This is a genomic window from Lachnoanaerobaculum sp. (assembly GCF_057250505.1).
On the sequence record NZ_DBHIEQ010000008.1, the window covers coordinates 63,026 to 84,915 of the forward strand.

A 21,890-nucleotide genomic window follows, 5' to 3' on the forward strand; every position below is an offset into this window, starting at 1 on the left:
TAAAGCTGAAAACACCGTGAAGTAGGATTTTTCAGTTTACATCCCAATAAGGTGTATAAGTTATTTATTATATTGTTGTTTCGGCACTTTTGAAAGTGCAGATGATATATTTGGGAAGGAGATATATGACAAAGGAAAAGTACAATGTCACAGGAATGAGCTGTGCCGCCTGTTCCGCAAAGGTGGAAAAGACGGTAAGTAAGCTTGCAGGTATGGATAAGGCTTCTGTAAATCTTTTGACCAACTCTATGCAGGTTGAATACGATGAGAAGAAGCTTGGTCCGGATGATATAATAAAGAGTATAGTGAATGCAGGTTACGGTGCTTCACTTGCAGGTGATACAAAGGAAAAGGCAAAGGAAAAGAGCATCAAAAAGACAAATGATGATGCGATTAGTTCCATGAAGTTCAGATTGAAGGTATCTGTTATCTTCCTTGCCATATTGATGTATTTCAGTATGGGAAGTATGATAGGGCTTCCGCTGCCGAACTTTTTATCGGGAGCGGGTAATCCGGTAGGATTTGCGCTGACACAGCTTTTATTGGTGCTTCCTGTAATGTATGTAAACAGAAAGTATTATATCAGCGGTTTTAAGTCACTTAGCCATCTTTCCCCGAATATGGATACATTGGTTGCGGTAGGCACTATAGCGGCTTTTATATATGGTGTTATAGCAATATATGTTATGGGATATGCGTTAAGTAACGGTGATATGAATACCGTGGCGGAGTACAGAAAGAATCTTTATTTTGAGTCGGTTTCCATGATACTTACACTTATTACTTTAGGTAAGTTCTTTGAGACAGGTTCAAAGGCAAGAACTACAGACGCCATTTCAAAGCTTGTGGATCTTTCACCTAAGAGAGCCAATGTAATAAGAGACGGTGTGGAAGAAAATATTCTGACTGAGGACGTAAGAGTAGGAGATATAGTAGTAATAAGACCGGGTGAGAGTATCCCTGTAGACGGTATTATCATAGAAGGAAGCACAAGCGTTGACGAGAGTGCCATCACAGGTGAGAGTATTCCGGTTCAAAAGGATAAGGGTGACAAGCTGATAGGAGCCACCATCAACAAAAACGGAAGTGTAAAGATAAAGGCTTCTGAGGTAGGCGAGGATACCGCCATTTCAAGGATTATCGCCTTGGTGGAGGAGGCTTCATCATCCAAGGCGCCTATTGCCAAGATGGCGGATAAAGTGGCAGGTGTGTTTGTGCCTGTAGTAATGGGAATAGCTTTTGTAACATTCATTGTATGGCTTGTACTCGGATATGATTTCTCATTTGCACTCAATCGTGCTATAGCGGTACTTGTTATATCATGCCCATGTTCACTCGGACTTGCAACTCCTGTAGCTATAATGGTAGGTACCGGAAAGGGCGCTGAAAACGGTATACTTATAAAGTCTGCGGATGCGCTTGAGACCACTCACAGTATTGATACGGTGGTACTTGATAAGACAGGTACGGTTACCAAAGGTAAACCTGTAGTTACGGATATTATAGGATTTGATATAGATGACAATGAGTTTTTAAAGCTTGCGGCAAGTGTGGAGAGTGCTTCTGAACATCCGCTTGCTGAAGCTATTGTGGAAAAGGCTAAAGAAGAGAATTTGACATTCTCATCCCCTGAAAATTTCATCGCACAGTCGGGAAGAGGTATCAGAGCCGATATTGACGGTAAAAAGATTGTAGCCGGAAATGAGCAGGCAATAAGGGAAGCTGTAGGAAACGACTCGGGATTTGATTCGGTATTTGATAAAGGTAATGAGCTGGCATCACAGGGTAAGACTCCGATGTATTTTATGGCGGATGACAAGCTTATAGGAATCATTGCGGTAGCGGATACAATAAAAGATGACAGTAAAGAGGCTATAGAGGCTCTTAAGGCAAGAGATATAGATGTGGTACTTTTAACAGGTGACCACAAGAATACCGCAACCGCTATTGCAAAGCAGGCAGGTATCAACAAGGTAATAGCCGAGGTACTTCCTACAGATAAGGAAGAGCATGTAAGAAAGCTTATGGAAGCCGGACATAAGGTGGCAATGGTAGGTGACGGTATCAATGATTCGCCTGCACTTGCAAGAGCCGATGTAGGTATCGCAATAGGTGCCGGAACCGATGTGGCTATAGAGAGTGCGGATATAGTGCTTATGCACAGCTCACTTAAGGATGTGGCGACAGCTATTGACCTCAGCAAGGCGGTTATAAGAAATATAAAGCAGAACCTTTTCTGGGCGTTCTTTTATAACTCTGTAGGAATACCGCTTGCGGCAGGTGTGTTTTATCTAAGCCTCGGATGGAAGCTCAGTCCGATGTTTGGTGCCGCAGCTATGGGAATGAGCAGCGTATGTGTGGTAAGCAATGCACTCAGACTTCGCGGATTTAAGCCGAGGAATATAAAAAATAACAAATCAGGCAATGATGAGATAGTTCTCATTGAAAATAATGAAAAAAAGAAAGAGGGAAAAACTATGACAACAGTAATTAATGTAAACGGAATGATGTGCGGACATTGTAAGGCAACAGTGGAGAAGGTAACAAAGGCTGTAGAGGGTGTAAGCAATTCAATAGTGAATTTGGATGCAAAAAATGTTACAATAGAGTACGCTGAAGGTACAGACCTTGAGAAGGTAAAGAAGGCTATCACTGACGCAGGTTATGAGGTGGTATAATGAGAGCCGACTCTAAGACTGTTCTGAGACAATTGAAAACTGCAAAAGGACAGCTTGAGGGAATCATAAAGATGGTGGAAGAGGACAGATACTGCATCGACATATCCAATCAGGTCCTTGCCACCAGAGCTCTTTTGGAGAGGGTGAACCGTACCATCATTGAAGGCCATATAGAAGGATGCATACTTGATGCCGCCGCTACAGGCAGTGATGAGGAGAGAAAGGAAAAGATAGTCGAGCTGTCAAATACTATAAAGAAGATGATGAAGTAATGGAAAGACAGATTCTATATATAATAGATAAAGACTATAAGAGTATATCCGAATTTTTAAAGAGTAGAGGATATACCTTCTCCAATATAGTGGAGCTTAAAAAATATAAAAACGGTATAATGCTCAACGGTACTTGGGCGTATATGAATCAGAAGCCGACAAGATTTGACCGGCTTCTTGTTCGTGTATGTGAATATAAAAAGAGTGAAAACATATTGCCTGTTTTTATAAAGCTTGATATAAAATATGAGGATGAGGATATAGTGGTGGTAAATAAACCGAGTGATATGCCTATACATCCGAGCTTTAACAACTATGAAAACTCTATGGCAAATGCTTTGATGTACTACTACAGGGATAAAAACTTTGTCTTCAGATGTATAAACAGGCTTGACAGGGACACCACAGGTCTTACCGTTGTGGCAAAGCATTTTCTGAGTGCAGGTATACTGAATACTTTTATGCAAAGGCGTGAGATAAAAAGAGTATACAATGCAATAGTTGAAGATGACGGCAGCCTTACAGACAGCGGAACTGTCAATGCACCTATAGCCAGAGAGGACGATACGCTTATAAAGCGTAGAGTAAGCACTGAAGGCCATAGGGCAATTACTCATTATAAGGTATTAAAAAGGCTTAAAGGAGCTTCTTTGATAGAGCTTAGGCTTGATACCGGCAGGACACATCAGATAAGAGTTCATATGAGTTATATAGGGCATCCTCTTGTAGGAGATTATTTGTATAATGAAAGGTACTATGACAAAGAGAATGTCAGGCCGCTGCTGCATTCAAAGAGCCTTTCTTTCATACACCCGATAACAGGTGAAGATTTATACCTTGAATGTGAGTTGCCGAAAGATTTTAAAGAAAGAATGGATGAATATGTTTAGAATACAATACCCGTATCTGGATATGAAAAAGATCGCAGAGAGCGGACAGATATTTAGATTTAATGTTTATGACGATGAATACAGCCTTGTGGCAGGGGATAAGCTTTTGTTTATAAAAGAGGATGATGACGGATATATACTCTCATGCAGCGAGTCCGAGTTTGAAGAGTTTTGGATTGACTATTTTGACTTAAGGCTTGATTACAGTGATTTTGAAAAGAATATTCCTGCCGATGATTTATTTTTAATAAATGCCGCCGAGTACTCCTACGGCATCAGGATACTCAATCAGGACAAGTGGGAGATGCTTATATCCTTTATTATTTCACAAAGAAAGAGCATACCTGCGATAAAATCGTCTATCGAAAAACTTGCAAAAACCTACGGCAAGAAGATAGATATACAGGTACCTGATTTTATAAAAAATATTGATAAAAACAGTGAGTTTTTTGCCTTCCCTACACCTAAAGCGCTTGCAGATGCAAGTCTTGATGATTTAAATGCCTGTTCACTCGGATATAGAAGTCCGTATATAGAGGCGAGCGCAAAGGCTGTATACAGAGGTGATATCGACCTTGAAGCTTTGAGTGCGCTTGATGACAATGAGCTTTTGGCGGCACTTATGAGCCTTAAAGGAGTGGGCATCAAGGTTGCAAACTGTGTGGCACTTTTCGGATATCACAGGATTGCGGCTTTTCCTATTGACGTTTGGATAAAGAGAATGATTGATGAGCATTATGCCGGAGAATTTCCGCTAAAACTCTATGACGGTTATGCCGGAGTTATTCAGCAATATATTTTCTATTACGGCAGAGAAAGTACGAAACGTGCTGGAAAATAACCATGAAATTTGGTATGATGATACAAGGATTGTGAGTGCAAAATGTGCAGCAATCGGGTAACATATATTCCCTATGAAAGGAGCATTATGAACGAACTTACAAAAAAAACTTATGAGACTTGGAAGAGTGCAAAACTTAAGGATGAAAATCTTGTAGCGGAGCTTGCGGCTATCGAGAGCGATGAAGACGCTATCAACGACAGATTCTATAAGGAGCTTGCTTTCGGTACAGGAGGTTTAAGAGGCGTACTGGGTGTCGGAAGTAACAGAATGAATATCTATACTGTAGGTAAAGCCAGCAGAGGGTTGGCAAACTATATAAATTCCATATCAAAGACTCCTAAGATTGCCATATCATATGACAGCAGACATAATTCGGAGCTTTTTGCAAAATGGGCGGCAGGAATATTTGCAGGAGCGGGAATCAAGGTATATATCTGGAAAGAGCTTATGCCTACACCTGCACTTTCTTTTGCAGTAAGAGAGCTCGGATGTGACGGCGGTATAATGGTAACAGCCAGCCACAATCCTGCAAAATACAACGGATATAAGGTTTATGGTGCGGACGGATGTCAGATAGCCAATGAGGCGGCAGACAGAATACTTGATGAGATAAACAGTGTAGACACATTCTCCGATTACAATATTGTGGACTTCAAAGAAGGACTTGAGACAGGTATTATAGAGTATATAAGTGAGAATACTTTTAACGAGTTCATAGATGCGGTTTCAACACAGACTTTCATAGGTGATGATGTAAATAAGGACGTAAAGATTGCTTATACACCGCTGTACGGAACGGGACTCAGATGTGTTACAACCTGCCTTAAGAAAAACGGCTTCACAAATATCGAAGTTGTTAAAGAGCAGGCCACTCCAAACGGTGATTTCCCTACCTGCCCATACCCTAACCCTGAGATAAGACAGGCGCTTGAGGTAGGACTTAAGGTTGCAAAGGATGTGGGTGCCGATATACTTATAGCTACAGACCCGGACTGTGACAGAGTGGGTATTGCCGTAAAGCAGGGCGACGACTTCAGACTTTTCTCAGGTAATGAGGTAGGTGTACTTCTTACAGACTTTATTGCAAAGAGAAAGATTGCTATGGGTATAATGCCTAAGAAGCCTGTACTTGTAAAGACCATAGTTACCACGGATCTTGCAAAGAGAGTGGCTGACGACTACGGCATTGAGACCAGAGATGTACTTACAGGATTTAAGTATATTGGAGATCAGATTGCAGGTCTTGAAAAGGACGGTGAGGTTGACAGATATCTTCTCGGATTTGAGGAGAGCTACGGTTACCTCTCAGGGAGCTATGTAAGAGATAAGGATGCCGTAAACGGCTCATATCTGATTGCACAGATGTTTGCATACTACAAGGCTGAAGGAAAGTCACTGCTTGAGGTACTTGAAGGACTTTATAAGAAGTACGGATATTATCTGAATACACTTTATTCATTTGAGTTTGAAGGCGAGAGCGGTATGAACAAGATGAATGAGATAATGGACAGCTTCAGAAACAATACTCCAAGTGAAATTGCAGGTGTAAAGGTGCTTGAGGTAAGAGATTATGAGACTTCCACTCAGACTACACTTAAAACAGGTGCCAAGGAGGAGATAAAGCTTCCGAAGTCAAATGTTATCAAGTATATGCTTGAGGGCAATTCAAGTGCGGTATTAAGACCTTCAGGAACCGAGCCTAAGCTTAAATTATACCTTGCAATAACCGGTGAAGATGAGTCAAGTGCAAGAGAACTTGAGAGCAAAATAGCTGACGAACTTAAGAAGCATTTAGCATAAATTTTTTTAGAGGCTGTGTATTCGGCCTCTTTTTTGTGTCGTAAATCGGATGCCATAACTGATTTTTACTTGCAATTTAAAATCCTGTATGCTATCATTGTGCGGTAGACGAACAGATGTATTTTAGAGGCGAACATGGAACAGAATGTCAAATATTATGTGGTAAAAGACAAGGCGGTGCCTGAGGTACTTATAAAAGTGGTTGAGGCGAAAAGACTGTTGACAGCGGATAAGATGATGACTGTAAAAGAAGCCACAGATAAATGTGGTATAAGCAGAAGCTCATTTTATAAATATAAGGATGATATATTTCCGTTTGATGATTCTTCAAAGGGAAGGAATATCACCCTTTCAATTCAGATATCAGATGAACCGGGTCTTTTATCGGAGCTTTTGGCAGTAGTTGCAAAATATCATGCCAATATTTTGACAATACATCAAACTATACCGGTAAGCGGTGTGGCAACTATTTCTTTGTCTATAGAGATTTTAAAGGATACCGGAGACTTGTCTAAGCTGGTAGATGAAATCAGAAGTTTGGAAGGCATCTTTGATATAAAAATTTTAGCTAGGGAGTAATATATGTTTAATATTGCAATTTTAGGATTTGGAACAGTAGGTTCAGGTGTATATGAAGTTATAAAGGAGAACAATGCTCTTTTAAAGCAAAAGACAGGTGAAGATATAGCGGTAAAAAAGATACTTGATATCCGTGAATTTCCCGGCAGCGAGTGGGAAAGTCTTGTTGTACATGACATAAAGGAAATAATAGAAGATAATGATATAGATGTGGTTGTGGAGACAATGGGAGGAACATCTCCTGCATTTGAGTTTGTAAGAGACGCGCTTCTTTCAGGAAAGCATGTCACCACATCAAATAAGGCATTGGTAGCTGCACACGGCACCGAGCTTTTAAAGATTGCAAGAGAAAAAAATGTAAACTTCTTCTTTGAGGCAAGTGTAGGCGGAGGTATTCCGATAATCAGAACAATTACGGAAAGCTATGCCGGTGAGCATTTTAAAGAGATTACAGGTATTTTAAACGGTACAACAAACTATATACTTACAAAGATGGATACGGAGGGTGAGGACTTTGAAAAAGCACTTTCCACAGCACAGGAGCTTGGATATGCCGAGAGAAATCCGGAAGCTGATGTGGAAGGCTATGACACCTGCAGAAAGATTGCGATATTGGCATCTTTGGCAACAGGCAAGGAAGTAAACTTTGAGGAAATCCATACGGAGGGTATTACAAAGATAGACACAACAGATTTTGAATATGCCAAGCATATGAAGCTTTCTATCAAGCTTTTCGGTGATTCAAAGTTTGAAGACGGCAAGGTGTTTGCATTTGTTGCACCTGTAATGGTTGAAAGAGACCATCCTCTCTATATGGTAAATGATGTGTTCAACGGTATTATGGTGGAAGGAAATATGCTCGGAAAGAGTATGTTATACGGAAGCGGTGCAGGTAAGCTGCCTACAGCAAGTGCAGTAGTGGCTGATATCGTAGCCATTACAAAGAATAAGGATAAAAATGTGGCAACATTCGGCGGGGGAGATGAAAAGCAGAATGTGGTCGATATGAATGAGACAAGCCATAAGTACTTTGTAAGATTTAAGGGCAGGGATGCCAAGTTTATAGATAAGTGCAAAGAGACATTTAAGAATGCAAAGGAAGTATACCTTGACGGCAAAGACGAGTTTGCATTGGTTACAGACCTTATGAAGGAAAGAGATTTCCTTGCAGCCTTGAATAATCTCGGTGATGTGATAAAATATATTAGAACAAAGATAGCTTAAGCATTCGGCACCACCACAGGTGGTGCTATATTTTTATATGGAAAGAATATTTGATAAATTGGTAAAACCGCTGCCGCCATGTGCATTTCACGAGCTCACAGGATTATATTGTCCCGGATGCGGAGGCACAAGGGCAGTCAGGTTTTTGATAAGAGGAAATGTAGAAAAGAGCTTTATTTATAATCCGATAGTGCTGTATACGGTTATTGCAACTTTTATTTTTTTCGCTTTTGTAGTAAAGTATAAGATTAGCGGCAGGCGTTTGAATAAGGATAAGATTATTCTGCCTATGCTGTATATCGGAGTCGTTATAATGCTTTTGAATTGGGTTGTGAAGGACTGGTTTTTAGTTTTTAGAAGCATAGACTTACTGAAATAGACGGGGATTATAGATGAAAAATACTGAAGAAAAGACAAAAAAGAGGTGGGAGAACAGGTCGATGGTGTTCGGCATAGTCTCAATACTGTCATGTATGTGTTCACTGCCCACATCGGGTGTTCCGCTCGGTATTCCGCTTGGGATATTTGCAATCGCATTTGCCATAATCTCAGCCAAGGGCGGAATGAGAGGAAAGGCTGTGGCCGGTATTGTGACCGGAATATTTGGGATAGTTATCGGACTTGTCATATATGCCATGATACTTTTTGTGGTGGTACAGCTGAAGGATCAAAGAATTTTAAATCAATTCAGACCGGATCAGATTAAGGTTATACAGGACTATATTCAAATGTATATAGCACATTGATAAGGAGGTAATTTTGACTGATATAGTAAAAATACTTGCAGAAGAGCTTGGTATAAAGACCGCACAGGTAGAGGCTACTATCAATCTGATAGATGAGGGAAATACCATTCCCTTTATTTCAAGATACAGAAAAGAAGTTACAGGTTCGCTTAATGATGAGATACTCAGACAGTTTGATGAAAGACTGAAGTATCTTAGAAATCTTGAGGAAAAAAAGACTCAGGTACTTTCAGCCATCGAGGAGCAGGGGAAGCTTACCGACGAGTTGAAAAAAGAAATTGAAGCCGCAATCACTTTGGTAGCGGTAGATGATTTATACAGACCTTTCAGGCCGAAGAGGCGTACAAGGGCAATGATTGCCGTTGAAAAGGGACTTGAAGGCTTTGCAAATGATATATTTGAAGAAAAACTAAAGCATGACGCCGGTGAGGAAGCTAAAAAATATCTCTCAGATAAAGAGGGGCTTGAGGTGGAAAGTGAGGCGGATGCTATAGCCGGAGCTATGGATATAATAGCCGAAAAGATTTCAGATGATGCAGGCTTTAGAAATAAGATAAGAGAGATGAGCTTTAAGCAGGGTATTTTAATGTCAGCAGCAAAGGATGAAACATTAGAGTCCGTATACGAAAATTATTATAACTTTGCGGAGAGTGTTTCAAAGGTGGCAGGATATAAGATACTTGCTATAAACAGAGGTGAGGATGAAAAAATCCTTACAGTAAAACTTGATCCGCCGGTTGAGGACATTATAAAATACCTTGAAAGAAGTATTATAAAAAAGCATAACAAGTTTACAGAGCAGATATTAAAGGATACTATAGACGACGCATATAAAAGACTTATTGCACCTTCTATAGAAAGGGATATAAGATCAAGCCTGACAGAGGCGGCACAGGATGAGGCTATTAAGGTGTTCGGCAAGAACCTTACTCAGCTTCTTATGCAACCTCCTGTAGCGGGCAGAGTGGTGCTCGGTTGGGATCCGGCTTTCAGAACGGGGTGTAAGCTTGCCGTAGTGGATGAAACGGGAAAGGTACTGGATACCACGGTTATCTATCCTACAGCACCTCAAAACAAGGTGGAGGCGGCCAAGAAAGTATTAAAGGAGCTTATAAAAAAGTACAATATAAGCCTTATTTCTCTTGGAAACGGTACTGCATCCAGAGAGTCTGAAGCCGTTATTGTAGAGCTTATAAAGGAAGTGGACACCAAGCTTGAGTACATTATAGTAAATGAGGCCGGAGCAAGTGTATACTCCGCAAGTAAGCTTGCAACAGAGGAGTTCCCGAATTTTGATGTGGGACAGAGGTCGGCGGCTTCTATTGCCAGAAGACTTGAGGATCCGCTTGCGGAGCTTGTAAAGATAGACCCTAAGTCCATAGGTGTAGGTCAGTATCAACATGATATGAACCAAAAGAAGCTCTCAGAGGCACTTGGAGCTGTGGTGGAAGACTGTGTAAATAAGGTAGGTGTGGATTTAAATACCGCATCTGCACCGCTTTTAGAGTATATTTCAGGTATATCAAAGGCTGTTGCAAAGAATATAGTGGTATACAGAGAAGAAAACGGAAGTTTCAAAACAAGAAAAGAGCTTTTGAAGGTTTCAAAGCTTGGACCGAAGGCATTTGAGCAATGTGCAGGTTTCCTTCGAATAAATGACGGAAAAGAACCTCTTGATATGACAAGTGTGCATCCTGAAAGTTATGCCGCCACCAAAAAGCTTTTGGAGAGCTTGGGATATAGTGACAGTGATATCACTTTATCAGGTCTTAGCGGTATTTCAAAGGAAATACATGATTTCAAAAAGATAAGTGATGAACTTGAAATCGGTGAAATCACTCTAAGAGATATAGTAAAGGAACTTGAAAAGCCGGGAAGAGACCCGAGAGATGAGATGCAAAAGCCGATACTCCGTACGGATGTTATGGAGATGGAAGATTTGAAAGAAGGCATGATTTTAAAGGGTACTGTAAGAAATGTTATCGACTTCGGTGCATTTGTGGATATCGGAGTACATCAGGACGGACTTGTGCATATTTCAAGGCTTAGTAAGAAGTTTATAAAGCACCCGCTTGAGGCGGTAAGTGTCGGAGATATTGTTGAAGTAAGGGTGGACAGTGTGGATTTGAAGAAAAAGAGAATAGCGCTGTCTATGGTATTTGATTGATATGAACAAAATAAAAATAGATATGAAACTGAATGCTAAGGATATTTGGTTATTTTCCATGTATCACAGCAACAGAGGATTTTTGCTTATTTTCAATATATTGTTCACTGTGGCAATGTATTATTTTATGATTACTACCTGGAACAGGATTGATATTCCGAGAAAGATTTTATTTTTGGTAATGTCAAATATGTTTCTCATAGTGCAACCTGCAATGCTTTACTTAAAGTCACAAAAGCAGGCAAGGACGGATGCCGTTAGGGCAGGACTTTCTCTTTCGCTTGATGACGAGGGCATAGAGGTGGCATCAGGAGACGACAAGGTCGACTTTAAGTGGGAAAGCGGATTTCGTTCAAGGATATTGCCGGGAATTATAGTTATATATGTGGATGCGATAAGAGGATATCTTTTACCTGACAGGTATACAAAAGATAATAAAGAAAAAATAGTCGCTATTTTAAAAGAAAAGACAAGAGTGAGTATATTTTAGAATGAGTAAAATTGTTTTTGACAGCTTTTGCGACAAGGATACATTTGATATTGCCTACAGACTTGCAAATATTTTGAAAAAAAGAAGCGGTCCTGTAGTAGTATGTCTGGACGGAGACCTTGGAGTCGGCAAGACTGTATTTGCAAAGGGAATAGGTGCAGGGCTTAATATAAAAAGGGATATTGTAAGCCCCACCTTCAATATAGTAAAAACTTATGAGGGCGATAAAAGGCTGCACCACTTTGATGTATACAGAATCAGCGATATATCGGAGCTTGATGAGATAGGTTTTGACGAGTTTTTATTTGATGATGCGGTCATTCTTATAGAGTGGTCAACTCTGATAGAGGAAGCATTGCCGAAAGATTTGATAAGAGTGGTTATATCAAAGAACCTTGAAAAGGGATTTGATTATAGAGAAGTGGCTGTAGAAGGTATGGATGATGAAGATTTTAGGAATTGAAAGTGCCGCATTGGTGGCTTCAGTTGCAATAATAGATGAAGATGTGACAATAGCTGAATACACTACAAATTTTAAAAAGACACATTCGGAGACATTGTTGCCGATGTTTGATGAGATAGTAAAGATGACGGGGATAAGCCTTAATGAGCTTTCGGCTATAGCCGTTTCAGGAGGTCCCGGCTCATTTACAGGTCTTAGGATAGGGGCTGCAAGTGCAAAGGGACTTGGACTGGCACTGGATTTGCCTCTTATAGAAGTTCCTACACTTGATGCTATGGCAATGAATATCTATGCAAGTGACGCGATTATAGTGCCGATAATGGATGCCAGAAGAAATCAGGTGTATACCGGAATATATAAAAACGACACAAAACTTGAGGTCAAAGCAGAGTCTATGGCGGTGTCTATAGATGAACTGTTTGAAATTTTAAAAGAAACAAGTGCAAAGGAAAATGTGGAAAGAGCGATATTCTTAGGTGACGGTGTACCGGTATTCAGAGAATATATTGATGAAAAGCTTACAATGAAACATGATTTTGCACCGTTAAATTTAAACAGACAGAGAGCATCAAATATTGCAATGCTCGGTATGGAAATGATGAAAGCCGGCAAGGTTATATCGGCAGATGATATGAAGCCGAACTACCTTAGAAAAAGTCAGGCGGAAAGAGAGAGAGATGTGGCTAAGACCGATGCTTCCCTCTGATACCGAGGCGATAAGGGAACTTGAATGTGATATTTTCAGTGATGCCTGGAGCGAAAACAATATAAAAGACTCTATAGAATCAAAGTTTGATTACTGTATGGTAATCGAAGAAGACTATAGAGTCTTAGCCTATATTATTTTCAGAGTAAATATGGATGAGGCCGAACTTTTTCGTATAGCTACAGATAAAAACAGCAGAAACTCAGGGTTTGCTCATGAACTTATGAATTTTATGATTTCAAATCTGAGGACAATGAAGGTAAAGAAAGTATTTCTTGAGGTAAGAAGTAAAAATACCGCAGCCATAAGGCTTTATGAAAACTACGGCTTCAAAAAAATCGGTATCAGAAGAGAGTATTACTCAAATCCTTTAGATGATGCTCTGTTGATGGAAGGATATATAAAATGTTAGATATTTGTTTATTAGGTACAGGGGGCATGATGCCGCTGCCTTACAGATGGCTGACTTCAATGATGGCCAGATGTGAGGGAGTAAATCTTTTGATAGATTGCGGCGAAGGCACCCAAATTGCGATAAAGGAAAAGGGATGGAGCCCGAAGCCTATAGATGTGATCTGCTTTACGCATTATCATGCGGACCATATAAGCGGACTTCCGGGACTTTTGCTCACAATGGGAAATTGTGAAAAGACCACACCTTTGCTTGTAATAGGTCCAAAAGGACTTGAGAGAGTGGTAAATGCTATGAGAGTTATAGCGCCTGAGCTTCCTTTTGAAATACAGTTTAGAGAACTTAGAGAAAACGAAGAAGTGATATATTTTGCCCCATATAAGATAGAGGCGTATAAGGTAAACCATCGGGTGACTTGTTACGGTTACAGAATCTCTATTGAGAGAAAAGGAAAGTTTGATGCGACAAGAGCAAAGGAGCTTGATATTCCTCTGAAATATTGGAATAAATTGCAGCATGGCGAGATTATCAAAGACGGAGATAAGACCTATACTCCCGATATGGTAATGGGTGAGGCCAGAAGAGGTATTAAGGTCAACTATTGTACCGATACAAGACCTGTACCCGTTATTGCGGAGTATGCCGCAGACTGTGACCTATTTATATGTGAGGGTATGTACGGTGAGGATGATAAGGAGGACAATGCCAAAGGTTATAAGCATATGACAATGACTGAGGCTGCAAATCTAGGCAAAGAGGCAAATCCTAAAAGAATGTGGCTTACACATTATTCACCTTCAATGAATAAGCCTGACGAGTATATTGATAAGCTGAAGAAAATTTTTCCGGCTATAAAGACTGCCAAAGACGGATGGAGTGTAGAACTGGGTTATGAAGAAGAATAATATAAAGATACTTGCAATAGAAAGTTCATGCGATGAGACTGCGGCAGCTGTAGTAGAGGACGGCAGAAAGGTACTTTCAAATATTATCTCATCACAGATAGACTTGCATACAATATACGGAGGAGTAGTCCCTGAGATTGCCTCCAGAAAGCATATAGAAAATATAAATTTTGTAATAAAAGATGCACTGAAAGAGGCGAATGTCACCTTTGATGATATAGACGCTATAGCGGTTACATACGGACCGGGGCTGGTAGGCGCACTGCTTGTAGGAGTAGGCGAAGCAAAGGCTCTTGCCTACGGCCTTAACAAACCTCTTATAGGTGTACACCATATAAAGGGACATGTGTTTGCAAACCTTATAGAACACGAGGAGCTGAAACCTCCTTTTGTATGTCTTATCGTTTCAGGCGGACATACCGAAATAGCAATTGTAAAAGATTATAATGATTTTGAGATAATTGCCACCACCAGAGATGATGCGGCAGGCGAGGCATTTGATAAGGTGGCAAGAAGTGTCGGACTTGGATATCCCGGAGGTCCGAAGATTGATAAGGCGGCAAAACTTGGAAATCCTCATGCTATAGAGTTTCCGAAGGCAAGAGTCAATGACTCAAAATATGATTTCAGCTTTTCAGGTGTAAAGTCTGCCGTTTTAAATTATCAAAACAAGGCAAATATGACAGGTGAAAAGATAAATGTAAATGACCTTGTAGCTTCATTTCAGAGAGCTGTTGTAGAGGTTTTGGTGGAGCATACCATTGCTGTAGCAAAGGATTACAATATAAAGAATGTAGCTATGGCAGGCGGAGTGGCTTCAAATACGGCACTTAGAAGTCTGATGGAAGAAAAGTGCAGTGAAGAAGGATTGAAACTTCACTTCCCTTCACCGATATTTTGTACCGACAATGCGGCAATGATCGGTGTAGCCGCATACTTTGAATATATTAACAACAACTTTAAGGATTTGACACTGAATGCAGTGCCGAATCTGGAACTGCGATTTTAAAAAGTATTTATTGATATTGGAATATGATTATGAGAAGTACGGCGATAATACTTGCTGCAGGCAGCGGCAAGAGATTTAGTGCCAAGAAAAAGAAACAGTTTGTAGAGCTTTTTGATAAGCCGTTATTATACTATTCTTTAAAAGCATTTAGTGAAAGTAATGCAGATGATATAATTGTAGTCACCTCAAAAGATGATATTGATTTTGTAAGAGAAGATATTGTTAAAAAATACGGATTTTACAAGGTAAAGAGTACTGTAGCCGGTGGTGATGAAAGATATGATTCGGTATACAACGGTTTAAAAGAAGCTACAGGCGATATCTGCCTGATACATGACTCTGCAAGAGCAATGATAAGTGTGGAGCTTATAAACAGATGCATAGAAGAGACTGTTAAATATAGGGCGGTTGTCCCTGTAGTAGCTCCGAAAGACACTATAAGAGTGCGAGAGGGAGAATTTGGTGGTGAGACAATCGATCGAAATACACTTTGCATTATCCAGACCCCACAGTGTTTTGATATAGCTTTAATAAAATACGCATTTGAAAGGCTATATAAAACAGACTATAAGAATCTAGGCATCACAGATGATGCGATGGTGGTTGAGAAGTTTACCGATACCAAGGTAAGACTGATAGAGGGTGATTATAAAAATATAAAGGTAACCACACCTGAGGATATAGTGATAGCTAAGGCGTTTTTAGACGCCGGGAACTTTTTATAGTGATGGATTAAAAGCCGATGTAGCCTGTGGTTGCGTTTGCTTTTTGGATATTATGTCAAGTGTTGGGGGATTTTTCAACTTCACAGCCGAAATTTGAGGGAAATATGAAAGTTAATATGAATATTATTGTCGGCGGAACGGATGATATATTGGATAATATACTATCTGCCGCAAGAACTGTAAGAAAAGAAATGAAAAAAACTTTTGATAGCATTGAGATAGAGGCATTGCAGAAGATGGATATTTGCGTTTGTCTTAGCGGAAATATATCAAAATATTATCCTGAATCGGGAATTTATCAGGCAAGATACTATTCTAAAGCTAAGAAGTTTATGGTATATATTCATTTTAGCTTAAATGAGTGGGATTCAAAAAAGATAGAAAGTGTAAGTAAGTTTCTTAAAATGTATAAGGACTATCTTATGGAGCTTTCGGATATCATTAAGACGAAAACGACAAAGTATAAACCGGATTTTGATAGTAGGTGTTATGAAGATGGGATTAAAAGGGTGTTTGGGAATTTGTAGATGATTTTAGATTTCAATTTACAAAAGAGGAATGGGAATTTTTGAGGTCAAAATTTTTGACCTCAAAATTAGATGAAGGTTCAGTTGCTAGAAGAAAAAATTAGTAATTAAGAAATCCCAGTTTGATAGGCCCTGTAAATTTGAATTTATAAAGGAGAATTTAGATGAAACTGTTTTTGTGTTCGCACTTTTCAAGTGTAGGAAGTTTGATAAAAGAAGAAATTGATAACAAGAAAGTCGCATTTATTCCAACAGCTTCACTGCGTGAAGGCTATACAGGTTATGTTGGCTCGGCTCGAAAACTATTTAAAAAACTTGGAGCAGCCGTAACTGAAATTGATATTTCAACGGAGACTTATTCAACAATAAAGTCTGTTTTTGAAGATGCGGATATTATATATTTTACTGGCGGAAATTCTTTTTTCCTTATGGATCAACTACGCAAAACGGGAACTGATGAGTTGTTGAAGAAAGAATTAGCAAATGGAAAACTCATGATTGGTGAATCGGCAGGTGCGATTATATGTGCTCAAACCATACAATATATTGAACAAATGGACGAGAAGCCGGAGGATTACTCACAAAAAGATGATTTAGGTCTTGATTTGATTGATTTCTATGTTCTTCCGCATTATCTTATGGCACCATTTAAGAAAGTTACCGAAAAAATAATGACTAAGTTTTCGGATTTAAATCTATTACCAATTAACAACCGTCAGGGAATTGTAATTGATGGTGAAGGTTCGAAGGTAATTTGTAAAGACTAATTTGAAAATCTCGGTTTGATAAGCCCGATAAATTTAACAAAATTGTATATTTATGAGGCAATGTTAAATAAGTAAGTTTATAAAAAGTAAATTAGAATTTTAGGAGAAGTTGGTATGGATTTTAATAATTTGATTCCTGAATTATCAGTTTTTGATATTCTTCAAACTAAAAAATTTTACAAAGAATTAGGGTTTAAAATAGAGTACGAACGACAGAAAGAGAAATTTATTTTTATGTCTTTTCAAGATAGTCAGTTTATGTTTGAACAAATTCATGATGCTGGGTGGAACACAGGAGAATTAACCTATCCTTTAGGAAGAGGAGTAAATTTTTCCATAGCAGTTGATGATATTGAAAACCTATATACATTAGTTAAAAGTAAAAAATTAGAGATTTACAAAAAACTGACTAAAAGTGTATATTTGGTTAACGGAATAGAAGAAATACAGATGGAGTTCTTGATTCAAGATCCAAATGGATATTTATTGAGATTTACAAACTGATAACTTCCAATCTGTCTAAATCATTGAATGGTGTAAAAAGCACATAACTTTAAGATTATAAAATCTTTCAGCTATGTGCTTTTACTGTATTCAGTAATTTTTTTGGAAAAGTTGTAGTAAAGCTTGAAGAATTTGCGAGTACCATAGTAGCGGAGCAGATACAGAAGAGTTTTTCTACAGGCCGGGACTAAAAGATGGACTGAATATGAAAAGTGCAGTAAAATTTATATTAGAAATGTTTTCGGGAAATATTCCGGGAGGGGAACTAAAGGATGAAGAATGAAATAAGAGTTCTGTCGGTTTTTCCGATAGAAGTACAGGGGAGAAGAAAACCTGGTGTTTGATAAAGTTTTAAGGAGATAACTGTGAAGATAGATATAGTTAAAACGAAAGAGTGCTACAATTCATTGTCATCGGATATGCTATGTGACTGTGATTATTGTAAGCTTTACTATGCTAAGTCAAGAAAAGAATTTTCTGAATGATAATTCATATTATGTTGGAGATTTTAACATAAAGATTGCAGATTCACATCCCAATACCGGAATTAGTGATGAACACTTTGTTCTGGAAGTAATCACTATGAATTCTATGAAATTATCGATTAAGGGATAATTCGGGTTTGTAGAAATAAAGTATATGAATTTACGGAGGTAAAGAAAATGAAAAAAATAAGAGAAATGTCTGTTTACTTAATAGTGATAATTCTAGCTTTTTATGTTTTACCTGTTTTAATTAATGATACAGGAACCGGCATATTCTTCTTACTAATTTTAATTCCGATTATCTGTTTTTTAGCTTCTCTAATTTATGGAATTAGACATTCTTTTAACTTGATATTTTTATTGCTAATTATGTTACTCTTTGTTCCGACTATATTTATATTTTATAATGAAAGTACAGCTGTTTATGTATTGATATATGGTATAATTGCAACAACAGAAAATCTTTTGGGAAGCTTAATTAAAAAAATGAGTAATTAAGAAATCCCTGTTTACCGGTCAGGATAAATTTAGTGAGGTTCATTTTATAATAGAAAAAATAAGGAAATAGTGGTAATATATGAAACTACAATTAAAAGTAAGATTTATTATTTAAGAAATCAAAAGGTTATGCTTGATTTTGAACTTGCTGAAATTTATGGGTATACAACGACAAGATTTAACGAACAAGTAAGAAACAACGCTGAGAAATTTGATGATGATTTTATGTTCCGGTTGACGAAGTCGGAGTTTGAAAACTTGATATCGAAAAAATCAACATCAAGTTGGGGCTGTCGTAGAAAACTACCTTATGCTTTACAGCGCAGGGAATTTATATGCTTTTTATTAAGGGGAGAACCGGCAGTTAAGCAAAGCAAGGCTTTAATACGAATGTTTAAGTAGATGAAAGACTTTATAATTGAAAATCAAGATTTTATCAGTACAAAAGAATTGCTGCAAGAAGTATAAAATTGGTGGAGGACTTATACAGTATGGAATTGAAATTGGAAAATACAGAATCGGAAAGAACACATGAACTGGCAAATCTAATCAGAGCTTACAACAGAGCCAATAGAGAACCATCTAAAAGTGAACCTCTTAATATCTACTTGGAAGATGAAGAGGGTGATTTAATGGGAGGAATGGTAGCGGAGACTTTCGGGAATTGGCTTGAGATTGAATATCTGTATGTCAGTGATGATTTACGTGGACAAGGGATAGGATCAAAGATATTAGAAATGGCGGAAAATGAGTCAAGAAATAGAGGATGTAAGTATTCATTTGTGGATACTTTTAATTTTCAAGCACCGAAATTTTATGAAAAACATGGTTATAAAGAGGTGTTTGCATTGAAAAAATATCCATATACAGGAGAGAGATACTATTATACAAAAGAGTTGTGATTTAAAATATAGTTTGGAATTGGATTATTTACTATGATAACTATTATAGCTAAATCGGTATTTATAGAGGAGGGATGATGAAAGATATTAGACCGGATTTTAAAGATATAAAATCATTTGAAGAATTCAACAGATACTATTGGTATCGAGAAGAACTTTCACAAATTTGTAAGTCTCTTGGGCTGGAATATAGATGCACAAAGCAAGAGCTGAACTTAATTATAGAACAATTTTTTAAGGGAAATAGAGTAGAAAAATCTGTAAGGAAAGTAAATAAAAATAAAACTGAAGCGATAAACTTAAATACGCCATTGCTTGAATGTGGATTTTCCTTTAACCAAAGATTTAGAGATTATTTTTCGGCTGTAACAGGTGTTAATCCATTTAAATTTAATGCTGATATGGCAACAGCTTGGAGGAAAGTAAAAGCCGAAAAGGATTTAAGCTTTACAATTCAAGATATGCTGAAAGTATATTATGGTGAATCAGATTATGCTAAGTATGATAATTCAGCTTGTCAATGGAATCAGTTCCTAAAAGATTTTTGTTTAGATGAATGTAGCAATCATTATTCTGATAAGTTAAAAGCTGCAGCTATCCTTTGGAAAGAAGTTAGAGCCTCAAAAAATGAAAAAGTTTATTCAAGGGAACTTCTAAAAAAATATAGAAATAAAATAGATAAGTACTTAAAGTAAATAAATCTGATTTTGGAAAGTTTAGCAAACTATAAATTTCTATAATATTAAACCTATAAAGTTTGTACAGGTACTGTCTGTATATCGGCATATGTAATATTAGGTAAGTCAAATTTTGGCTCATCTTTTTTAAAATAAATTATGATATAATATATCTGTAAATATGGAGGAATATTATGCTCAGAGTGTGGTTTGGTGACAGAGATAATGTAATATATAATACATCGGTATATTTTAGAAACAGATATAAAGACAGCTGGATTACAGATGCTTTTGCAAGAGCTGCTATTAAAGATATTGACCGATCGGAAGTTTTGGATGCAAATACTATTCAAAGCCCTGTTTTAGGGCAAATACCACCTGATAAATTATCCGGTGGTGTGAAGGCTTTGATATTGATGAAAAATGAACCGGGTAAGACATTTAATGCATCTAACTGTGGAGATAATTGTGCAAAATGGATACTAAAGCTTGGGAAAGAAAAAAATTTTACAATAGCTCTATATCATATAATGGACTTTGGAAAGGAAGATTTTGAGATTCGTATTCTAAATGATAAAAAACTCATTGTACATAATATGAGAGAATTTTTAGATGCAGCGGATAAATATATTAAGGAGAATTTATAGTAATGCGTGGGAAGAAAAGTATTAGTATAAGTAACCAAAGAAACGAGTATAAATTTATATTATATCGAAATATTACTATTCTTCGTGGAGATAGCGGCACCGGAAAAACCACATTATATGATATGATTAGAGATTACAATAATTTGGGAAAAGAAAGTGGGGTAAGGGTTAGTGGTTGTAAGGTCGTAACACTGGAAGGAAGAAATTGGGAAGACGAGCTTGATAAATTGAGTAAAGCTGTTGTAGTGATTGATGAAGGAAGCAAGTTTGTTTTTTCAAAGGAATTTGCAAGCAAGGTAAAGGGTTGCGATAATTATTTTCTAATAATAACAAGAAATTATCTTCCACAGTTGCCATATAGTGTTGATGAAATATATCGCATTAAGGGTAGAGGAAAGAAAAAAGAATTTGAGAGAGTGTATACCGATATTGATAAATTTTATGATAATCCGGACCCAAACAGATTTCCATTCAGGCCGGACATTATTATTACAGAAGACAGCAAGTCCGGATATGAGTTTTTCTTAGATACTGTAAAAAATACAAATATAAAATGTGAAGCAGCAGGGGGAAAGTCTAAAATTAAAGGACTTTTGAAGAAATATGAAAGTTTTAATGTCATTATTATTGCAGATGGTGCGGCTATTGGAAGTGAGGTTGATAGTCTTGTAAAAGAACAGGAACTTAGTTATGGTAAGTTGGCATTATTTTTACCGGAGTCTTTTGAATGGCTAATTTTAAAAACTGACGAATTTGAAAACTATGCCGGAATAACTGAAACTTATAATTATGCTGATAGTGTAGAATATGAGAGTTGGGAACAGTATTTTACAGATTTTTTGATTAAATTAACTAAGGGTAATAGATATAAGGAATATAGTAAAAGAAAATTATCTTCATTCTATATGCAGCCGTATATGAAGAAGAAAATAATGATGCAGATTCCGCATATGAAAGTGTAGGATTTATAATT

The 21,890-nt window shown here is 37.7% G+C and carries 26 protein-coding genes; all 26 read left to right on the forward strand.

Annotation, left to right across the window (positions count from 1 at the left end):
- Positions 1-125 precede the first annotated feature (125 nt).
- The 26 genes from ACO6FI_RS05130 (at position 126) to ACO6FI_RS05255 (ending at position 21,879) form a co-directional block, all read left to right on the forward strand.
- Positions 126-2,678 carry a heavy metal translocating P-type ATPase gene (locus tag ACO6FI_RS05130; protein WP_485456406.1) on the forward strand — a complete coding sequence of 851 codons (2,553 nt, stop codon included), beginning with the start codon at positions 126-128 and terminating at the stop codon, positions 2,676-2,678.
- Positions 2,678-2,950, forward strand: coding sequence for a metal-sensing transcriptional repressor (locus ACO6FI_RS05135; protein ID WP_124952311.1), 273 nt, complete (start codon positions 2,678-2,680; stop codon positions 2,948-2,950). Before ACO6FI_RS05130 ends, ACO6FI_RS05135 begins: the two co-directional genes overlap by 1 nt.
- Positions 2,950-3,840: an RluA family pseudouridine synthase gene (locus tag ACO6FI_RS05140; RefSeq protein ID WP_485456407.1), complete on the forward strand. Its 891-nt coding sequence runs from the start codon at positions 2,950-2,952 to the stop codon at positions 3,838-3,840. Before ACO6FI_RS05135 ends, ACO6FI_RS05140 begins: the two co-directional genes overlap by 1 nt.
- Entirely contained in the window at positions 3,833-4,681 is an 849-nt protein-coding gene (locus ACO6FI_RS05145) for a DNA-3-methyladenine glycosylase family protein (RefSeq protein WP_485456408.1), read from the forward strand. Before ACO6FI_RS05140 ends, ACO6FI_RS05145 begins: the two co-directional genes overlap by 8 nt.
- A gap of 87 nt (positions 4,682-4,768) precedes the next feature.
- On the forward strand, positions 4,769-6,484 hold the full coding sequence (locus ACO6FI_RS05150) for a phospho-sugar mutase (RefSeq protein WP_485456409.1): 1,716 nt from the start codon (positions 4,769-4,771) through the stop codon (positions 6,482-6,484).
- Positions 6,485-6,619: 135 nt separating this feature from the next.
- A complete protein-coding gene (locus tag ACO6FI_RS05155; protein ID WP_009446245.1) occupies positions 6,620-7,063 on the forward strand; it encodes an ACT domain-containing protein in 444 nt (147 codons plus the stop codon).
- Between the two features lie 3 nt (positions 7,064-7,066).
- The gene (locus ACO6FI_RS05160; protein ID WP_485456410.1) at positions 7,067-8,287 is read left to right on the forward strand and encodes a homoserine dehydrogenase; all 1,221 of its coding nucleotides are present in this window, start codon (positions 7,067-7,069) and stop codon (positions 8,285-8,287) included.
- Positions 8,288-8,324: 37 nt separating this feature from the next.
- Entirely contained in the window at positions 8,325-8,666 is a 342-nt protein-coding gene (locus tag ACO6FI_RS05165) for a DUF2752 domain-containing protein (RefSeq protein WP_485456411.1), read from the forward strand.
- A gap of 13 nt (positions 8,667-8,679) precedes the next feature.
- Complete coding sequence (locus tag ACO6FI_RS05170) at positions 8,680-9,033, forward strand: leucyl-tRNA synthetase (protein ID WP_485456412.1); 354 nt, start codon at positions 8,680-8,682, stop codon at positions 9,031-9,033.
- 13 nt (positions 9,034-9,046) lie between these two features.
- On the forward strand, positions 9,047-11,200 hold the full coding sequence (locus ACO6FI_RS05175) for a Tex family protein (protein ID WP_485456413.1): 2,154 nt from the start codon (positions 9,047-9,049) through the stop codon (positions 11,198-11,200).
- A gap of 1 nt (position 11,201) precedes the next feature.
- Positions 11,202-11,690 carry a YcxB family protein gene (locus tag ACO6FI_RS05180; RefSeq protein WP_485456414.1) on the forward strand — a complete coding sequence of 163 codons (489 nt, stop codon included), beginning with the start codon at positions 11,202-11,204 and terminating at the stop codon, positions 11,688-11,690.
- A gap of 1 nt (position 11,691) precedes the next feature.
- Entirely contained in the window at positions 11,692-12,153 is a 462-nt protein-coding gene (gene tsaE / locus ACO6FI_RS05185) for a tRNA (adenosine(37)-N6)-threonylcarbamoyltransferase complex ATPase subunit type 1 TsaE (protein WP_485456415.1), read from the forward strand.
- Complete coding sequence (tsaB, locus tag ACO6FI_RS05190; protein ID WP_485456416.1) at positions 12,131-12,859, forward strand: tRNA (adenosine(37)-N6)-threonylcarbamoyltransferase complex dimerization subunit type 1 TsaB; 729 nt, start codon at positions 12,131-12,133, stop codon at positions 12,857-12,859. Before tsaE ends, tsaB begins: the two co-directional genes overlap by 23 nt.
- Positions 12,831-13,271, forward strand: a complete 441-nt coding sequence (gene rimI, locus ACO6FI_RS05195) for a ribosomal protein S18-alanine N-acetyltransferase (RefSeq protein ID WP_485456417.1) — start codon at positions 12,831-12,833, stop codon at positions 13,269-13,271. The genes tsaB and rimI overlap by 29 nt, the downstream gene beginning before the upstream one ends.
- Positions 13,265-14,176: a ribonuclease Z gene (locus tag ACO6FI_RS05200; RefSeq protein WP_485456418.1), complete on the forward strand. Its 912-nt coding sequence runs from the start codon at positions 13,265-13,267 to the stop codon at positions 14,174-14,176. Before rimI ends, ACO6FI_RS05200 begins: the two co-directional genes overlap by 7 nt.
- Positions 14,163-15,185 carry a tRNA (adenosine(37)-N6)-threonylcarbamoyltransferase complex transferase subunit TsaD gene (tsaD, locus tag ACO6FI_RS05205; RefSeq protein ID WP_485456419.1) on the forward strand — a complete coding sequence of 341 codons (1,023 nt, stop codon included), beginning with the start codon at positions 14,163-14,165 and terminating at the stop codon, positions 15,183-15,185. The genes ACO6FI_RS05200 and tsaD overlap by 14 nt, the downstream gene beginning before the upstream one ends.
- Before the next feature lie 29 nt (positions 15,186-15,214).
- The gene (ispD, locus tag ACO6FI_RS05210; RefSeq protein WP_485456420.1) at positions 15,215-15,910 is read left to right on the forward strand and encodes a 2-C-methyl-D-erythritol 4-phosphate cytidylyltransferase; all 696 of its coding nucleotides are present in this window, start codon (positions 15,215-15,217) and stop codon (positions 15,908-15,910) included.
- A gap of 104 nt (positions 15,911-16,014) precedes the next feature.
- On the forward strand, positions 16,015-16,437 hold the full coding sequence (locus ACO6FI_RS05215; RefSeq protein WP_485456421.1) for an Imm12 family immunity protein: 423 nt from the start codon (positions 16,015-16,017) through the stop codon (positions 16,435-16,437).
- A 164-nt stretch (positions 16,438-16,601) separates the two neighbouring features.
- Positions 16,602-17,204, forward strand: a complete 603-nt coding sequence (locus ACO6FI_RS05220; protein ID WP_007591184.1) for a Type 1 glutamine amidotransferase-like domain-containing protein — start codon at positions 16,602-16,604, stop codon at positions 17,202-17,204.
- 114 nt (positions 17,205-17,318) lie between these two features.
- The gene (locus ACO6FI_RS05225; protein WP_485456422.1) at positions 17,319-17,708 is read left to right on the forward strand and encodes a bleomycin resistance protein; all 390 of its coding nucleotides are present in this window, start codon (positions 17,319-17,321) and stop codon (positions 17,706-17,708) included.
- Between the two features lie 662 nt (positions 17,709-18,370).
- Positions 18,371-18,691, forward strand: a complete 321-nt coding sequence (locus tag ACO6FI_RS05230; protein WP_485456423.1) for a hypothetical protein — start codon at positions 18,371-18,373, stop codon at positions 18,689-18,691.
- A 129-nt stretch (positions 18,692-18,820) separates the two neighbouring features.
- Positions 18,821-19,093, forward strand: coding sequence for an ORF6N domain-containing protein (locus ACO6FI_RS05235; protein WP_485456424.1), 273 nt, complete (start codon positions 18,821-18,823; stop codon positions 19,091-19,093).
- Between the two features lie 89 nt (positions 19,094-19,182).
- On the forward strand, positions 19,183-19,593 hold the full coding sequence (locus ACO6FI_RS05240; protein WP_485456425.1) for a GNAT family N-acetyltransferase: 411 nt from the start codon (positions 19,183-19,185) through the stop codon (positions 19,591-19,593).
- A gap of 77 nt (positions 19,594-19,670) precedes the next feature.
- Entirely contained in the window at positions 19,671-20,288 is a 618-nt protein-coding gene (locus ACO6FI_RS05245; RefSeq protein ID WP_485456426.1) for an SAP domain-containing protein, read from the forward strand.
- Between the two features lie 176 nt (positions 20,289-20,464).
- Positions 20,465-20,917, forward strand: coding sequence for a DUF4869 domain-containing protein (locus tag ACO6FI_RS05250; RefSeq protein ID WP_485456427.1), 453 nt, complete (start codon positions 20,465-20,467; stop codon positions 20,915-20,917).
- A gap of 2 nt (positions 20,918-20,919) precedes the next feature.
- Positions 20,920-21,879: a DEAD/DEAH box helicase family protein gene (locus ACO6FI_RS05255; RefSeq protein ID WP_485456428.1), complete on the forward strand. Its 960-nt coding sequence runs from the start codon at positions 20,920-20,922 to the stop codon at positions 21,877-21,879.
- Positions 21,880-21,890: the final 11 nt, after the last annotated feature.

Excerpts from the sequence above, each read along its gene's own strand:
- ACO6FI_RS05165 (WP_485456411.1), top strand. The coding sequence starts at position 8,325 with ATGGAAAGAATATTTGATAAATTGGTAAAACCGCTGCCGCCATGTGCA.
- ACO6FI_RS05130 (WP_485456406.1), top strand. The coding sequence starts at position 126 with ATGACAAAGGAAAAGTACAATGTCACAGGAATGAGCTGTGCCGCCTGT.
- ACO6FI_RS05240 (WP_485456425.1), top strand. The coding sequence starts at position 19,183 with ATGGAATTGAAATTGGAAAATACAGAATCGGAAAGAACACATGAACTG.
- ACO6FI_RS05140 (WP_485456407.1), top strand. The coding sequence starts at position 2,950 with ATGGAAAGACAGATTCTATATATAATAGATAAAGACTATAAGAGTATA.
- ACO6FI_RS05180 (WP_485456414.1), top strand. The coding sequence starts at position 11,202 with ATGAACAAAATAAAAATAGATATGAAACTGAATGCTAAGGATATTTGG.
- tsaE (WP_485456415.1), top strand. The coding sequence starts at position 11,692 with ATGAGTAAAATTGTTTTTGACAGCTTTTGCGACAAGGATACATTTGAT.
- tsaD (WP_485456419.1), top strand. The coding sequence starts at position 14,163 with ATGAAGAAGAATAATATAAAGATACTTGCAATAGAAAGTTCATGCGAT.
- ACO6FI_RS05215 (WP_485456421.1), top strand. The coding sequence starts at position 16,015 with ATGAAAGTTAATATGAATATTATTGTCGGCGGAACGGATGATATATTG.
- ACO6FI_RS05170 (WP_485456412.1), top strand. The coding sequence starts at position 8,680 with ATGAAAAATACTGAAGAAAAGACAAAAAAGAGGTGGGAGAACAGGTCG.
- ACO6FI_RS05155 (WP_009446245.1), top strand. The coding sequence starts at position 6,620 with ATGGAACAGAATGTCAAATATTATGTGGTAAAAGACAAGGCGGTGCCT.
- ACO6FI_RS05250 (WP_485456427.1), top strand. The coding sequence starts at position 20,465 with ATGCTCAGAGTGTGGTTTGGTGACAGAGATAATGTAATATATAATACA.
- ACO6FI_RS05220 (WP_007591184.1), top strand. The coding sequence starts at position 16,602 with ATGAAACTGTTTTTGTGTTCGCACTTTTCAAGTGTAGGAAGTTTGATA.
- ACO6FI_RS05135 (WP_124952311.1), top strand. The coding sequence starts at position 2,678 with ATGAGAGCCGACTCTAAGACTGTTCTGAGACAATTGAAAACTGCAAAA.
- ACO6FI_RS05235 (WP_485456424.1), top strand. The coding sequence starts at position 18,821 with ATGCTTGATTTTGAACTTGCTGAAATTTATGGGTATACAACGACAAGA.
- ispD (WP_485456420.1), top strand. The coding sequence starts at position 15,215 with ATGAGAAGTACGGCGATAATACTTGCTGCAGGCAGCGGCAAGAGATTT.
- rimI (WP_485456417.1), top strand. The coding sequence starts at position 12,831 with ATGTGGCTAAGACCGATGCTTCCCTCTGATACCGAGGCGATAAGGGAA.
- ACO6FI_RS05145 (WP_485456408.1), top strand. The coding sequence starts at position 3,833 with ATGTTTAGAATACAATACCCGTATCTGGATATGAAAAAGATCGCAGAG.
- ACO6FI_RS05230 (WP_485456423.1), top strand. The coding sequence starts at position 18,371 with ATGAAAAAAATAAGAGAAATGTCTGTTTACTTAATAGTGATAATTCTA.
- ACO6FI_RS05255 (WP_485456428.1), top strand. The coding sequence starts at position 20,920 with ATGCGTGGGAAGAAAAGTATTAGTATAAGTAACCAAAGAAACGAGTAT.
- ACO6FI_RS05200 (WP_485456418.1), top strand. The coding sequence starts at position 13,265 with ATGTTAGATATTTGTTTATTAGGTACAGGGGGCATGATGCCGCTGCCT.
- ACO6FI_RS05225 (WP_485456422.1), top strand. The coding sequence starts at position 17,319 with ATGGATTTTAATAATTTGATTCCTGAATTATCAGTTTTTGATATTCTT.
- ACO6FI_RS05160 (WP_485456410.1), top strand. The coding sequence starts at position 7,067 with ATGTTTAATATTGCAATTTTAGGATTTGGAACAGTAGGTTCAGGTGTA.
- tsaB (WP_485456416.1), top strand. The coding sequence starts at position 12,131 with ATGATGAAGATTTTAGGAATTGAAAGTGCCGCATTGGTGGCTTCAGTT.
- ACO6FI_RS05245 (WP_485456426.1), top strand. The coding sequence starts at position 19,671 with ATGAAAGATATTAGACCGGATTTTAAAGATATAAAATCATTTGAAGAA.
- ACO6FI_RS05150 (WP_485456409.1), top strand. The coding sequence starts at position 4,769 with ATGAACGAACTTACAAAAAAAACTTATGAGACTTGGAAGAGTGCAAAA.